Source organism: Pseudomonas sp. G34 (assembly GCF_031119625.1).
GTDB lineage: Bacteria > Pseudomonadota > Gammaproteobacteria > Pseudomonadales > Pseudomonadaceae > Aquipseudomonas.
On sequence record NZ_JAVHZV010000027.1, the window covers coordinates 206303 to 220090 of the forward strand.

General features: G+C 64.7%; 12 protein-coding genes. 5 read left to right on the plus strand and 7 right to left on the minus strand.

The features are described 5' to 3' along the window. The 3 genes from QYS36_RS17755 to QYS36_RS17765 all read left to right on the plus strand — a co-directional run bounded on the left by QYS36_RS17755 (position 1) and on the right by QYS36_RS17765 (position 2703). Entirely contained in the window at positions 1-1263 is a 1263-nt protein-coding gene (locus QYS36_RS17755) for an ABC transporter permease (protein WP_308840740.1), read from the plus strand. Between the two features lie 57 nt (positions 1264-1320). Beyond that, positions 1321-1842, plus strand: coding sequence for a DUF3299 domain-containing protein (locus QYS36_RS17760; protein WP_308840741.1), 522 nt, complete (start codon positions 1321-1323; stop codon positions 1840-1842). Between the two features lie 168 nt (positions 1843-2010). Next, a complete protein-coding gene (locus tag QYS36_RS17765) occupies positions 2011-2703 on the plus strand; it encodes an OmpW family outer membrane protein (RefSeq protein WP_308840742.1) in 693 nt (230 codons plus the stop codon). A 182-nt stretch (positions 2704-2885) separates the two neighbouring features. Here the strand turns inward: QYS36_RS17765 and QYS36_RS17770 are convergent, their stop codons facing one another. Together QYS36_RS17770 and QYS36_RS17775 are read right to left on the minus strand one after the other, a co-directional pair. Beyond that, on the minus strand, positions 2886-3815 hold the full coding sequence (locus QYS36_RS17770) for an NAD-dependent epimerase/dehydratase family protein (protein ID WP_308840743.1): 930 nt from the start codon (positions 3813-3815) through the stop codon (positions 2886-2888). Beyond that, positions 3808-4692, minus strand: coding sequence for a sugar nucleotide-binding protein (locus tag QYS36_RS17775; protein WP_308840744.1), 885 nt, complete (start codon positions 4690-4692; stop codon positions 3808-3810). The genes QYS36_RS17770 and QYS36_RS17775 overlap by 8 nt, the downstream gene beginning before the upstream one ends. Positions 4693-4933: 241 nt before the next feature. Between QYS36_RS17775 and QYS36_RS17780 the strand changes: the two genes are divergently transcribed. After that, complete coding sequence (locus QYS36_RS17780) at positions 4934-5281, plus strand: hypothetical protein (protein WP_308840745.1); 348 nt, start codon at positions 4934-4936, stop codon at positions 5279-5281. Positions 5282-5340: 59 nt separating this feature from the next. On the opposite strand, the gene QYS36_RS17785 is transcribed toward QYS36_RS17780, so the two are convergent. Both QYS36_RS17785 and QYS36_RS17790 read right to left on the minus strand, forming a co-directional pair. Beyond that, a complete protein-coding gene (locus QYS36_RS17785) occupies positions 5341-5844 on the minus strand; it encodes a single-stranded DNA-binding protein (protein WP_308840746.1) in 504 nt (167 codons plus the stop codon). A gap of 15 nt (positions 5845-5859) precedes the next feature. Next, the gene (locus tag QYS36_RS17790) at positions 5860-7248 is read right to left on the minus strand and encodes an MFS transporter (protein WP_308840747.1); all 1389 of its coding nucleotides are present in this window, start codon (positions 7246-7248) and stop codon (positions 5860-5862) included. A 187-nt stretch (positions 7249-7435) separates the two neighbouring features. Here QYS36_RS17790 and uvrA point away from each other — a divergent pair, with 187 nt between their 5' ends. Next, positions 7436-10282: an excinuclease ABC subunit UvrA gene (uvrA, locus tag QYS36_RS17795; RefSeq protein WP_308840748.1), complete on the plus strand. Its 2847-nt coding sequence runs from the start codon at positions 7436-7438 to the stop codon at positions 10280-10282. 46 nt (positions 10283-10328) lie between these two features. On the opposite strand, the gene bfr is transcribed toward uvrA, so the two are convergent. From bfr to rplQ, 3 genes are all read right to left on the minus strand, one after another. Next, positions 10329-10793 carry a bacterioferritin gene (gene bfr, locus QYS36_RS17800; protein WP_308840749.1) on the minus strand — a complete coding sequence of 155 codons (465 nt, stop codon included), beginning with the start codon at positions 10791-10793 and terminating at the stop codon, positions 10329-10331. Between the two features lie 143 nt (positions 10794-10936). After that, positions 10937-13228 (minus strand): catalase/peroxidase HPI, encoded by a 2292-nt coding sequence (katG, locus tag QYS36_RS17805; protein WP_308840750.1) that lies wholly within the window; start codon positions 13226-13228, stop codon positions 10937-10939. 173 nt (positions 13229-13401) lie between these two features. Next, a complete protein-coding gene (gene rplQ / locus QYS36_RS17810) occupies positions 13402-13788 on the minus strand; it encodes a 50S ribosomal protein L17 (protein WP_042552930.1) in 387 nt (128 codons plus the stop codon).

Genomic DNA, 13788 nt, shown 5'->3' on the forward strand with positions numbered 1-13788 from the left:
GTGTTCCTGTTACGACTCGCCCTGGCCAGCCTGGCCAACCGCCGCTTCACCGCCCTGCTCACGGTGTTCGCCATCGCCCTGTCGGTGTGCCTGCTGCTCGCCGTGGAGCGGGTACGCACCGAAGCCCGGGCCAGCTTCGCCAACACCATCAGCGGTACCGACCTGATCGTCGGCGCCCGTTCCGGCAGCGTCAACCTGCTGCTCTACTCGGTGTTTCGCATCGGCAACGCCACCAACAACATCCGCTGGGACAGCTTCGAGAAGCTCGCCGCCCACCGCCAGGTCGACTGGGCGATTCCGATTTCCCTGGGTGACTCGCACCGCGGCTACCGGGTAATGGGCACCAACGAAAGCTACTTCGACCACTACCGTTACGGCCGTGGCCAGCAGCTGCAGTTGGCCCAGGGCGAACGCTTCCACGACCTGTTCGACGTGGTGCTCGGCGCCGAGGTGGCCCAGGCGCTGAACTACAAGCTCGGCGACAAGCTGGTGCTGTCCCACGGCGTGGCGACCATCAGCCTGCAGCAGCACGACGACAAGCCTTTCGTGGTCAGCGGCATCCTCGCCCGTACTGGCACCCCGGTGGACCGCACCCTGCACATCTCCCTGGAAGGCATGGAAGCGCTGCACGTCGACTGGCAGAACGGCGTACCGGCGCGCGGCGCCGGCAAGGTCAGCGCCGAGCAGGCGCGCCACATGGACCTGCAACCCAAGGCGATCACCGCGGCGATGCTCGGCCTGAAAAGCAAGATCGCCACCTTCGCCGTACAGCGCGAGGTCAACGAATACCGCGGCGAGCCATTGCTGGCGATTCTGCCCGGCGTGGCCCTGCAGGAGCTGTGGAGCCTGATGGGCACGGCCGAGAAGGCGCTGTTCGTGGTCTCGCTGTTCGTGGTGCTCACCGGGCTGATCGGCATGCTCACGGCGATTCTCACCAGCCTCAACGAGCGCCGCCGGGAAATGGCCATTCTGCGCTCGGTCGGCGCGCGGCCCTGGCATGTCGCCAGCCTGCTGATTCTCGAGGCCTTCTCGCTGGCGGCCGCCGGCGTGGTGGCAGGCACCGCACTGCTGTATGCCGGTATCGCCGGAGCCCAGGGCTACGTGCAGGCCAACTACGGCCTGTATTTGCCGCTCAGCGCACCGACGCCCTATGAGTGGACGCTGCTCGGCGCTATTCTGGCGGCCGCCCTGCTGATGGGCTGCGTGCCGGCCTGGCGCGCGTATCGGCAGTCACTGGCCGATGGGCTCTCCATACGGCTGTGACTGCGCGGAGCCGGGCCTGATCAGCCTGGCTTCGTTTTTCAATCAAAAGGTAGTGTCATGCGTCGCGCCCTGCTTACCGCTCTGCTCCTTACCCTGGCCTCGCCGCTGTGGGCCGCCGAACTGCGCACCCTGAACTGGCAGGAGCTGATCCCCAAGGATGCGCCGCCGCAGGTGCCACAGATGACACCGATGCACGACATGTCGCAGCTCGGCGACGCATTGTCCGAGGGCGGCGCGGCCTCGCTGCAGCAGTTTCCCTCGGCGCCGGTGGTCAAGGAAATGGATGGCCAGCAGGTGAAGATTCCCGGTTATATCGTGCCGCTGGACGTTACCGAAGAAGGCCGCGTGACCGAATTCCTGCTGGTGCCCTACTTCGGCGCCTGCATCCACGTGCCACCACCGCCGTCCAACCAGATCATCCACGTCACCACCGAGCTGGGCGTGCTGCTCGATGCGCTGTACCAGCCGTTCTGGATCGAGGGCCCGCTCAAGGTCGAGCACAGCAGCAGCGAACTGGCCGAAGTCGGTTACCAGTTGGCCGCCGACAAGATCTACCCCTACGAACTGCCGGCCAACTAGGCTCGGTTGACGCTTCAGCACCGCGCTGCAGCGTCAACAGCCCCTGCATCGCGGCAAACCGTCGCACCCTTTCTTAGCCAGCTATTGAGCTGAGTCAAGGGACGCTCCGCCCAGCGCCCTACCCTGACGCCATCCGAGATGATTCGAATGACCCGTTAGGAGCTCACCATGTACAAGTCGCTGTTCTCTGCCTCGCTGATCGCCCTGGCGCTGGCTGCCCCTGTTGCCCAGGCGCACCAGGCCGGAGACATTCTCGTGCGCGCTGGCGCCATCACCGTCAACCCCGATGCGGACAGCTCCTCGGTCAAGGTCGACCGCGGCGGCCTGGCCGGCACCGACCTGGGCGGCAAGGCGACCATGAGCAGCGACACCCAGCTGGGCCTGAACTTCGCCTATATGCTCAGCGATCACCTGGGCATCGAACTGCTCGCCGCCACGCCGTTCGAGCATGACGTGAAGATCAAGGGCACCGTGCTGGATGCCGCCAACGGCAAGCTCGGCACCCTCAAGCACCTGCCGCCGACCCTGAGCCTGGTGTACTACCCGCTGGATGCCAAGTCGGCCTTCCAGCCCTATGTCGGCGGCGGCATCAACTACACCTGGATCTACGATGAGCACGTCGGCAGCGGCGCCTCGGCAGCCGGCTTCGACAACTTCCGCGCCAAGAACTCCTGGGGCCTGGCCTGGCAGATCGGTGCCGACTACATGCTCACCGACAACCTGATGATCAACGCCCAGGCCCGCTATATCGACATCGACACCACCGCCTACGTGGACAACACCGCCCTGGGCGTACGCGCCAAGGTCGACGTGGATGTGGACCCGTTCGTGTATATGGTTGGCCTGGGTTACAGGTTCTGAAGGACAGTTAGGAGGAGCGGGCTGACAGCGATCTACTTTTTGTGGGAGCGGGCGGGGACGCCTAGTCCATGCCCGCGATTCGCGCGCACGGCGCGCTCCCACAGGTTCAGCGCTAGGCTCACTAACACCAAAAACGCAAAAAGCCGGCATCGCCGGCTTTTTGCTGCCTTGCGCTTGGCGCCTCAGCTCTTGAGCAGCGCCGCCAACCCATCACGCAGCGAAGTCTGCGCCGGCAAGCGGTAACAGGCGGCCAGGCGGCTGTTGTCGGCACGCGAATGGCGAATATCGCCGGCCCGCGCGTCCAGGTGAGTGACCGCCGGCAACCCGCCGAGCAGCTCGCCGACCTCGGCCAGCAGTTGCTTGAGGCTCACCGCCTGGTTCCAGCCGACGTTCACCGCGCCGGTGGCCGGCTGCCTGGCATCCAGGGCCTGCAGCAACAGCTCGACCAGGTCGGCAACGTAGAAGAAATCCCGGGTCTGTTCGCCATCACCGAACACGTTGATCGGCAGGCCCTGCCGGGCGCGCTGGGTGAAGATGCTGATCACCCCGGAGTACGGCGACGACGGATCCTGGCGCGGGCCGAACACGTTGAAGAAGCGAAAGATCGCCGGCTCCAATCCGTGTTGCCGGGCATAGAATTCCAGGTAGTGCTCGCTGGCCAGCTTGTCCGCCGCGTAGGGCGTCAAGGGCGCCTTGGCGGTCTCTTCGTCGATGGCCACGCCTTCGCCGTTGTTGCCATACACCGCAGCGCTGGAAGCGAACACCACGCGGCGCACGCCGTGCTCGCGCATGGCCTCGCAGATGTTCAGGGTGCCGATGAAATTGCTCTGGTGGGTGCTGACCGGGTCGTCCACCGAGGCCTGTACCGAGGCCACGGCCGCCAGGTGCACCACGGCGCTACAACCGGCCACCGCGCGGTTGACCAGGGCGGCATCGGCGACATCGCCCTCGATAACGCTCAGGCGCTCGTCGTCCAGCGGCAGGTTGCTCAGCTTGCCCATGGACAGATTGTCCAGCACGCGCACGCTATGCCCGCGTGCCAGCAGGGCGTCGACCAGGTTGGAGCCGATGAAACCGGCGCCGCCGGTAACCAGGATAGGCTGATCAGACATGGCGGTAGTATTGCTCCAGCAGGCTCGGCAGGCCGGCACGCCAGGCGCGCGGCTTGACACCGAAGGTGTGAAGGATCTTCTTGCACGCCAGTACGCCGTGCTGCGGCTCTTCCGAGGCGTCGCCCCTGGCGGCATGGGCCTGGCCGCAGATTTCTTCCAGCAGGTTCTGGCGCAGGTGGCGGGCTTCACTGAGCATCGCCTGGCCCAGCGCCAGCGCGGTGGTCGCCTCGTGGCCACCGTAGTGGTAGGTGCCCCACAGCGGCGCTGCGCAGTCGAGCTGCTTGAGCACGGCAAGAATCACCCGCGCGGCATCTTCCACCGGCGTCGGGTTGCCGCGCCGGTCATCGGCCAGGAACAGCGCCTTGTCACGTTCGGCGCGCACCAGGAAGCGCGCCAGCAGGCCGTCCGGGCTGTCATCGAGGATCCAGCCGAAGCGCAGCAGCACATGACGCGGGCACAGGGCGCGCACGCTCTTCTCCATGCGCACCAGCACCTGGCCACGCATGCTCAGCGGCTGGGTTTCGTCCTTTTCGTTGTAGGCAGTGGCCCGGGCACCGTCGAACACTCGGTAGCTCGATGGCTGCAGCAAGCGAATGTCATGGTGCTGGCAGAGTTCGGCCAGGCGCTCGACGGCGCGCTCCTGGGCGGCGAAACGTTCTTCGCTGACCTTGGAGGCCTGAAACCAGTCGAAATAGTAAGCGAGGTTGATCACCGCATCAGGGCGGGTATCGTCGACCAACTGAGTCAGGCTGGCGGCATCCCAACCCTGGGCCGGCGGGCGCGGGGCGAGGAAACCGATATCTTCTTCGGCTCCCAGGCGAATCAACGCCCGACCCAGCGTACTGCCACCACCCAGCAACAACAGGCGCATGCGCATAACGAAACTAGAAGCTCCACAATCAGATTTGAGTCAGGCCCGGCATGACTGCCTGGGCGGCTGACTCTTGGCAGAGCCCGAACGGTTCAGCCCCATGGCCTGCATTTTGCTGTTTTTACCCCGCGCCGTCACCACCGGCTTCATCTTGACGCGCCTGACCCTGACCAAGGCACGCCCCGGGCAACCCTGCGGCGCGATGCCGGTCTGAATGCCGAGCCGATCAGAAACGAAGGAAGAAAACGTGAGAAAACTGCTGTTCCTGGCCTGCTGCGCGCTACTCGCCTACGGGCTGCTGCGCCCCGAGCCGCCACCCGACCTGTTCGCCGAGTCGGACAAATTCCTGCACCTGATCGCCTTGGGCGGCTTTTCGCTGGTTACCCGTATCGCCTTTCCCAGCGCCCCTGGCTGGCTGCTGTGGCCGCTGCTGTACATTCAGGCGCCTCTGCTGGAATGGCTGCAGCACGTGGTTCAGCCGGTGCGCGAGTTCAGCTCGCTGGACGTGCTGGCCAACCTCTGCGGCATCAGCATCGCCCTGCTGCTGTGGATCTGCCAGGGCCTGCTGCGCAAACGATATTTCAGCACCGCCTGAGCCGACTGGCAGAAAGCAAAAGGCCCCGCAGTGCGGGGCCTTTTGCGGTCAGCGCTCGATCAGAACGGGATGTCGTCGTCGAAGCTGTCGTAGTCCTGGGCCGGCTGCGGCTTTTGCTGCTGCTGCGGGGCGGACTGGCGTGGCGCCTGTTGCTGCGGCTCGCGCTGCGGTGCCGGGCGCGACTGACGCGGGGCAGAGTCACCACCACCGGCGCCGTCAGGACGGCCACCGAGCAGCTGCATGGTGCCGCCCATGTCGACGATGATTTCGGTGGTGTAGCGCTTGATGCCGTCCTTTTCCCACTCGCGGGTCTGCAGCTTGCCCTCGATGTAGACCTGGGAGCCCTTGCGCAGGTATTCGCCAGCGATCTCGGCGACCTTGCCGAACAGCGACACACGGTGCCACTCGGTTTTCTCGACACGCTGACCGGTCTGCTTGTCCGTCCACTGTTCGCTGGTAGCCAGGCTCAGGTTGGTCACGGCATTGCCGCTGGGCAGATAGCGCGTTTCCGGATCCTGTCCGCAGGTACCGACCAGAATGACTTTGTTAACCCCACGGGCCATAACGCTCTCCTACTTTCAGCACGTCACCGGCGCCGCTTCGATCAAGCGCTGCAGCGACGTGCGATCCAATTGTTGGGTATCCACTTTCACATAGATGGCGGCCTCTTCGACCACCACAACGGCATCCGCCACTCCCGGCGCTGCCTGAATTCGCTCCGCCAGACCTGCTTCCTGCAACGCCGCGCTGGAGAGCGGCAACCGCAGGCTGGTCACGTACGGCGGTTCACGCATAGTAACAGCAATGGCCAGCCAGAGAACCGTCAACAGCGCACAGCCGGCAAACACGCCAGCCAGCCCATGGTGCTGATACAGCCAGCCGCCGAGGATACCGCCCAGCGCCGAGCCGAGGAACTGGCTGGTCGAATACACGCCCATAGCCGTGCCCTTGCCGCCGGCGGGCGCCACCTTGCTGATCAGCGAGGGCAGCGAGGCCTCGAGCAGGTTGAACGCGGTGAAGAACACCACGATGCCCAGCACCAGGTTGCGCAGACCATGGCCGAACACCCAGAAGAACAGCTCGCAGGCGAGCAGCACGGCGACCGAGCCGATCAGCACGCGGCGCATCTGGCGTTTCTTCTCGCCGTAGATGATGAACGGCACCATCAGGAAGAAGCCACCCAGCAGCGCGGTGAGGTACACCCACCAGTGTTGCTCCTTGGGCAGGCCGCCCTGCTCGACCAGCGCCAGCGGCAAGGCGATGAAACTGGCCATGAGGATGGCATGCAGGGCGAAGATGGCGAAGTCCAGGCGCAGCAGGTCAGGGTGTTTCAGGGTTGGCCACAACGCCTGCCTGGCGACGCCCGACTCACGATGCTGCAGCGGGCCGGCACTCGACGGCACCAGGCCGGCGACGATGACGATGCCCAGCAGCGCCATGGCACCGGTGGCCAGGAACAGCCCGGACAGGCCAAAGGCGCGGGTCAGCAGCGGGCCGACCACCATGGCCACGGCGAACGACAAACCGATGCTCATGCCGATCATCGCCATCGCCTTGGTGCGGTGCTGTTCGCGGGTCAGGTCGGACAGCAACGCCATCACCGCCGCCGAGATCGCCCCGGCACCCTGCAGCACACGCCCGGCGATCACCCCCCAGATGGAGTCGGCATTGGCGGCCAGCAAACTGCCTGCGGCGAAGATCAGCAGGCCGAAGTAGATCACCGGTCGCCGGCCGATGCGGTCGGAGATCACCCCGAAGGGAATCTGCAGGAAGGCCTGGGTCAGGCCGTAGGCGCCGATCGCCAGACCGATCAGGGCCGGGGTTGAACCGGCGAGCTCCTGCCCATAGGTAGCCAATACCGGCAACACCATGAACATGCCCAGCATGCGGAATGCGAACACCAACGCCAGCCCACCGGCTGCACGAGTTTCCGCGCCACTCATGCGTTCGCTGTGCGAATCGCCCATCGTCGATAACCTGTTGAAACAAGCCGGCGATTCTATCAGTCGAAACCCTACTGGCACAGCAGCGGCGCTTTGCCGCACGGCTGTCGCCGCCCGTATACTTGGCGGTTTATCCGCCCGCCACACGAGGCTGTGACAAGGGCCTCCGGTTACGACAGCGACGAAAACCCAGTCAGCTTAGAGGTTCCTTTTGGACAAGATCCTGATTCGTGGGGCCCGCACCCACAACCTGAAGAATATCGACCTGACCCTGCCACGCGACAAGCTGATCGTGATCACCGGCCTGTCCGGCTCCGGCAAGTCCTCCCTGGCCTTCGACACCCTGTATGCCGAAGGTCAGCGTCGCTACGTGGAGTCGCTTTCGGCCTATGCCCGGCAGTTCCTGTCGATGATGGAAAAGCCCGATGTCGACACCATCGAAGGCCTGTCGCCGGCGATTTCCATCGAGCAGAAGTCGACCTCGCACAACCCGCGCTCCACGGTCGGCACCATTACCGAGATCTACGACTACCTGCGCCTGCTCTACGCCCGCGCCGGGACCCCGCGCTGCCCCGATCACGACCTGCCGCTGGAAGCCCAGACCGTCAGCCAGATGGTCGACCAGGTGCTGGCCATGCCCGAAGGCAGCAAGCTGATGCTGCTGGCACCGGTGATCCGCGAGCGCAAGGGCGAGCACCTGGCGGTGTTCGACGAACTGCGTGCCCAGGGCTTCGTGCGCGTGCGGGTCGACGGCAAGCTGTATGAGCTGGACGAGCTGCCCAAGCTCGACAAGCAGAAGAAGCACAGCATCGATGCGGTGGTCGACCGCTTCAAGGCGCGCGGCGACCTGCAGCAGCGCCTGGCGGAATCCTTCGAGACCGCGCTGAAGCTGGCCGATGGCCTGGCGCTGATCGCCCCCATGGAAGGCGAAGAAGGCGAGGAGATCATCTTCTCCGCGCGCTTCGCCTGCCCGGTGTGCGGCCATTCGATCAGCGAACTGGAGCCCAAGCTATTCTCCTTCAACAACCCGGCCGGCGCCTGCCCGACCTGTGACGGCCTGGGCGTGAAGCAGTTCTTCGACACCAAGCGCCTGGTCAACGCTGAGCTGACCCTGGCCGAAGGCGCGATCCGCGGCTGGGACAGACGCAACGTGTATTACTTCCAGATGCTCGGCTCGCTGGCCTCGCACTACCGCTTCAGCCTGGACAAGCCTTTTGGTGAGCTCGACGCCGAGCACCAGAAAGTCATTCTTGGCGGCAGCGGTTCGCAGAACGTCGACTTCAAGTACCTCAACGACCGCGGCGATATCGTCAAGCGCTCGCACCCGTTCGAAGGCATCGTGCCGAACCTCGAGCGCCGCTACCGGGAAACCGAGTCGACCAGCGTGCGCGAGGAGCTGGCCAAGTTTCTCAGCACCCAGCCCTGCCCGGACTGCCGCGGCACCCGCCTGCGGCGCGAAGCGCGCCACGTATGGGTCGGTGAGAAGACCCTGCCGGCCGTTACCGGCATGCCGATCGGCGCAGCCAGCGACTATTTCGGCGACCTGACCCTGGAGGGCCGGCGCGGCGAGATCGCCAGCAAGATTCTTAAGGAAATCTGCGAGCGCCTGCAGTTCCTGGTCAACGTCGGCCTCGATTACCTGACCCTGGACCGCAGCGCCGATACCCTGTCCGGCGGCGAGGCCCAGCGCATCCGCCTGGCCAGCCAGATCGGCGCGGGCCTGGTGGGCGTCATGTACATCCTCGACGAGCCCTCCATCGGCCTGCACCAGCGCGACAACGAGCGCCTGCTCGGCACCCTGCGCCACCTGCGCGACATCGGCAACACGGTGATCGTGGTCGAGCACGACGAGGACGCCATCCGCATGGCCGACTACGTGGTCGACATCGGCCCGGGCGCCGGCGTGCACGGCGGCCGCATCGTCGCCGAGGGCACCGCCGAAGAAGTCATGGCCCACCCGGACTCGGTGACCGGCAAGTACCTGTCCGGCCGCGTGAAGATCGTCGTACCGGCCAAGCGCACGCCGCGCGACAAGAAGCTCTCGCTGAAGATCAAGGGCGCCCGTGGCAACAACCTGCAGAACGTCAACCTGGAGATACCCATCGGCCTGCTGACCTGCGTGACCGGGGTGTCAGGCTCGGGCAAGTCGACGCTGATCAACAACACCCTGTTCCCGCTCAGCGCCACCGCCCTCAACGGTGCCACCACCCTGGAAGCCGCCGCCCACGACAGCATCGATGGCCTGCAGCACCTGGACAAGGTGGTGGATATCGACCAGAGTCCGATCGGCCGCACGCCGCGCTCCAACCCGGCGACCTACACCGGGCTGTTCACGCCGATTCGCGAGCTGTTCGCCGGGGTACCCGAGTCACGCTCGCGTGGCTACGGCCCCGGCCGCTTCTCGTTCAACGTCAAGGGTGGGCGCTGCGAAGCCTGCCAGGGCGACGGCCTGATCAAGGTGGAAATGCACTTTTTGCCGGACATCTACGTGCCCTGTGACGTGTGCAAGAGCAAGCGCTACAACCGCGAAACCCTGGAGATCAAGTACAAGGGCAAGAGCATCCACGAGGTGCTGGAGATGACCATCGAGGACGCCCGCGGGTTCTTCGATGCCGTACCGGCGCTGGCGCGCAAGCTGCAGACGCTGATGGACGTGGGCTTGTCCTACATCAAGCTCGGCCAGTCGGCGACCACCCTGTCCGGCGGTGAGGCGCAGCGCGTCAAGCTGTCGCGCGAGCTGAGCAAGCGCGACACCGGCAAGACCCTGTACATCCTCGACGAGCCGACCACCGGCCTGCACTTCGCGGACATTCAGCAATTGCTCGACGTGCTGCACCGCCTGCGCGACCACGGCAACACCGTGGTGGTGATCGAGCACAACCTGGACGTGATCAAGACCGCCGACTGGCTGGTCGATCTCGGCCCGGAAGGTGGCTCCAAGGGCGGCCAGATCATCGCCGTCGGTACACCCGAGGAAGTGGCCGAGATGCCCCAGTCCCACACCGGGCATTTCCTCAAGCCGTTGCTGGAACGCGACCGGGCTTACCCGGCAGCCTGAAACGCGAAAGCCCCGCAAATGCGGGGCTTTCTTTGTGCTGCGGTTTTTACATCTGGCTTTGCAGATACTTCTCCAGGCCCAGCTTGGCGATCAACTGCAGCTGGATTTCCAGCCAATAGGCGTGGTCTTCCTCGGTGTCCTTGAGCTGCAGCAGGAGGATGTCGCGGGTCTGGTAATCCTGGTGACGCTCGCACAGCTCGATGCCCTTGCTCAGTGCGGCACGCACCTGGTACTCGAGGGCCAGATCCAGCTTCAGTGCGTCCGGCACGGTCTGCCCGAAGGTGAAGGCGTCCGGCACCATGTCCGGCACGCCTTCCAGAAAGAGGATGCGCTTGAGCAGGGCGTCGGCGTGCTGGGTCTCCTCCTCCATCTCGTGGTTGATCCGCTCGTAGAGCTTGCTGAAGCCCCAGTCCTCGTACTGCCGCGAGTGGATGAAATACTGATCGCGCGCGGCCAGCTCCCCCTTGAGCAGGATCTTGAGGTAGTCGATGACTTCGATATGGCCCTTCATGCGCGGAATCCTTGGTGCAGCGAATGGAATAGGTGAATGCTCGGCCCATCATCCATTGCGGTCAAGCAAAAAGCACAACGCCTCCGCAAGGAGGCGTTGGCTAAAGCGACTCACCCAGCCGGGCAGGCGCGCCCGGCCATGGGTCAGGCGAGGTCGAAGCGGTCGAGGTTCATGACCTTGGTCCAGGCGGCCACGAAGTCCTCGACGAAGCGCGCGTCGGCACTGGCATAGACCTCGGCCTGGGCGCGCAGGATGGCGTTGGAGCCGAACACCAGGTCGACACGGGTGCCGGTCCACTTGAGCTTGCCAGTCTTGCGGTCACGCCCTTCGAACAGGTTGCCATCACCGGCCGCCGCCTTCCACGCCGTACCCATGTCGAGCAGGTTGACGAAGAAGTCGTTGCTCAGCACCCCTGGGCGCTCGGTGAGCACGCCATGGCTTGCACCGCCCACGTTGATGTTGATCGCCCGCAGGCCACCGACCAGTACCGTCAGCTCCGGCGCGGTCAGGGTCAGCAACTGCGCCTTGTCGATCAGCAATGCCTCGGCCGGCACGCTGTAGCGGCCCTTGAGGTAGTTGCGGAAGCCATCGGCGATCGGCTCCAGCACGGCAAACGACTCGACATCGGTCTGCGCCTGGGAGGCATCGCTGCGCCCCGCCGAGAACGGTACCTGCACGGCATGCCCGGCCCTGCTGGCGGCCTGTTCGATACCGGCATTACCGGCCAGCACGATCAGGTCGGCCAGACTGACCTGCTTGCCACCCGTGGCGGTACGGTTGAACTCGGCGCGGATACCTTCCAGCGTCGCCAGCACCTTGGCCAGTTGCTCAGGCTGGTTGGCCGCCCAATCCTTCTGCGGTGCCAGGCGAATGCGAGCGCCGTTGGCACCACCGCGCTTGTCGGAGCCACGGAAGGTCGAAGCCGCGGCCCAGGCGGTGCCAACCAGCTCGGCCACCGACAGGCCGCAGGCCAGCACCTGGGCCTTGAGGGACGCCACGTCGGCGGCGTCGATCAGCGGATGCTGCACCGCCGGCAGCGGGTCTTGCCACAACAGCTCTTCTTTCGGTACCTCCGGGCCCAGGTAACGGGACTTCGGCCCCAGATCACGGTGAGTCAGCTTGAACCAGGCACGGGCGAAGGCTTCGGCGAAGGCCTGCGGGTTATCCAGGAAACGCCGGGAGATCTTCTCGTAGGCCGGGTCGAAGCGCAGCGACAGGTCGGTGGTCAGCATGGTGGGTACATGCTTCTTCGCCGGGTCATGGGCATCGGGGATGATCGCGTCGGCATTCTTGGCGATCCACTGATGGGCACCCGCCGGGCTCTTGGTCAGCTCCCACTCGAACTTGAACAGGTTCTCGAAGAAGTTGTTGCTCCACTGCGCAGGCGTGGTCGTCCAGGTGACTTCCAGGCCACTGGTGATGGTGTCGCCGGCCTTGCCGCTGCCGAACGAGCTGCTCCAGCCCAGGCCCTGTTCTTCCAGGCCAGCGGCTTCGGGCTCGGCGCCAACATGGTCGGCCGGGCCGGCACCGTGGGTCTTGCCGAAGGTATGGCCGCCGGCGATCAGCGCGACGGTTTCTTCGTCGTTCATCGCCATGCGTGCGAAGGTCTCGCGAATGTCATGGGCGGCAGCGAGCGGATCCGGGTTGCCTTCCGGGCCTTCCGGGTTCACGTAGATCAGGCCCATCTGCACGGCGGCAAGGGGGTTCTCGAGGTCGCGCCCCTGGCTGTCGGTACGATCCTGCTCCTGGCCGTGCAGCGCTTCGTCGGCAACCAGCACGCCCTGATCGTCTTCACGGCCAGCCGCGCCCTTGCCGTAGCGCTCATCGCCACCCAGCCAGGTCTTTTCGGTGCCCCAGTAAACGTCCTGATCCGGTTCCCAGGTGTCCACACGGCCACCGGCGAAACCAAAGGTACGGAAACCCATGGTCTCCAGCGCGACGTTGCCGGTCAGCACCATCAGGTCGGCCCAGGAAATCTTCTGCCCGTACTTCTGCTTGATCGGCCACAACAGGCGGCGCGACTTGTCGATGTTGACGTTGTCCGGCCAGCTGTTAAGGGGCGCGAAGCGTTGCTGGCCACGGCCGGCGCCGCCACGGCCGTCACCCGTGCGGTAGGTGCCGGCAGCGTGCCAGGCCATACGGATGAACTGCGGGCCGTAGTGGCCGAAGTCGGCGGGCCACCAGTCTTGCGAATCGGTCATCAGCGCGCGCAGGTCTTTCTTCAGGGCTTCATAGTCCAGCGAGTTGAAGGCTTCGGCGTAATTGAAGTCCTCACCCAGGGGGTTGGACTTGGAGGAATGCTGGTGCAACAGGTCGACGCGCAGCTGGTTGGGCCACCAGTCACGGTTGCCTGTACCGCCGCCAGCAGCATGCTTCGGCGTTTCCGGAGAGGCTTTGCCCGAAAAGGGGCATTTGCCTGCGGTGTTGTCACTCATGTCTCTCTCCTTACCTGGCCTGATCGTTCCCGACTGAGCGGGATTGGCCTTGAGTATTGACGAGCACAAGCGAAGCGACAAATGAATAACAACTTACAGCACGATAGTTTTTTACTAAAAATGCAGGCATAAAAAAACCGGGCCTGGGCCCGGTTTTCCTTTGCAACGATGCCTTACTCGGCAGCTTCTACTGCGCCGCCGACCGGACGGTCGACCAGCTCAACATAAGCCATCGGGGCATTGTCGCCAGCGCGGAAACCGCACTTGAGGATACGCAGGTAACCGCCCTGACGGGTGGCGTAGCGCTTGCCCAGATCGTTGAACAGCTTGCCAACGATAGCTTTCGAACGAGTACGGTCGAAAGCCAGACGACGGTTAGCAACGCTGTCTTCTTTAGCCAGGGTGATCAGCGGCTCGGCAACGCGGCGCAGTTCCTTGGCTTTCGGCAGAGTAGTTTTGATCAGCTCATGCTCGAACAGCGATACCGCCATGTTCTGAAACATGGCCTTGCGGTGAGCGCTGGTGCGGCTGAGGTGACGGCCACTTTTACGATGACGCAT

Coding starts and splice junctions, on each gene's coding strand:
- QYS36_RS17760 (WP_308840741.1), top strand. CDS start 1,321: ATGCGTCGCGCCCTGCTTACCGCTCTGCTCCTTACCCTGGCCTCGCCG.
- QYS36_RS17765 (WP_308840742.1), top strand. CDS start 2,011: ATGTACAAGTCGCTGTTCTCTGCCTCGCTGATCGCCCTGGCGCTGGCT.
- QYS36_RS17770 (WP_308840743.1), bottom strand. CDS start 3,815: ATGTCTGATCAGCCTATCCTGGTTACCGGCGGCGCCGGTTTCATCGGC.
- QYS36_RS17775 (WP_308840744.1), bottom strand. CDS start 4,692: ATGCGCATGCGCCTGTTGTTGCTGGGTGGTGGCAGTACGCTGGGTCGG.
- QYS36_RS17785 (WP_308840746.1), bottom strand. CDS start 5,844: ATGGCCCGTGGGGTTAACAAAGTCATTCTGGTCGGTACCTGCGGACAG.
- QYS36_RS17790 (WP_308840747.1), bottom strand. CDS start 7,248: ATGGGCGATTCGCACAGCGAACGCATGAGTGGCGCGGAAACTCGTGCA.
- bfr (WP_308840749.1), bottom strand. CDS start 10,793: ATGAAGGGCCATATCGAAGTCATCGACTACCTCAAGATCCTGCTCAAG.
- katG (WP_308840750.1), bottom strand. CDS start 13,228: ATGAGTGACAACACCGCAGGCAAATGCCCCTTTTCGGGCAAAGCCTCT.
- rplQ (WP_042552930.1), bottom strand. CDS start 13,788: ATGCGTCATCGTAAAAGTGGCCGTCACCTCAGCCGCACCAGCGCTCAC.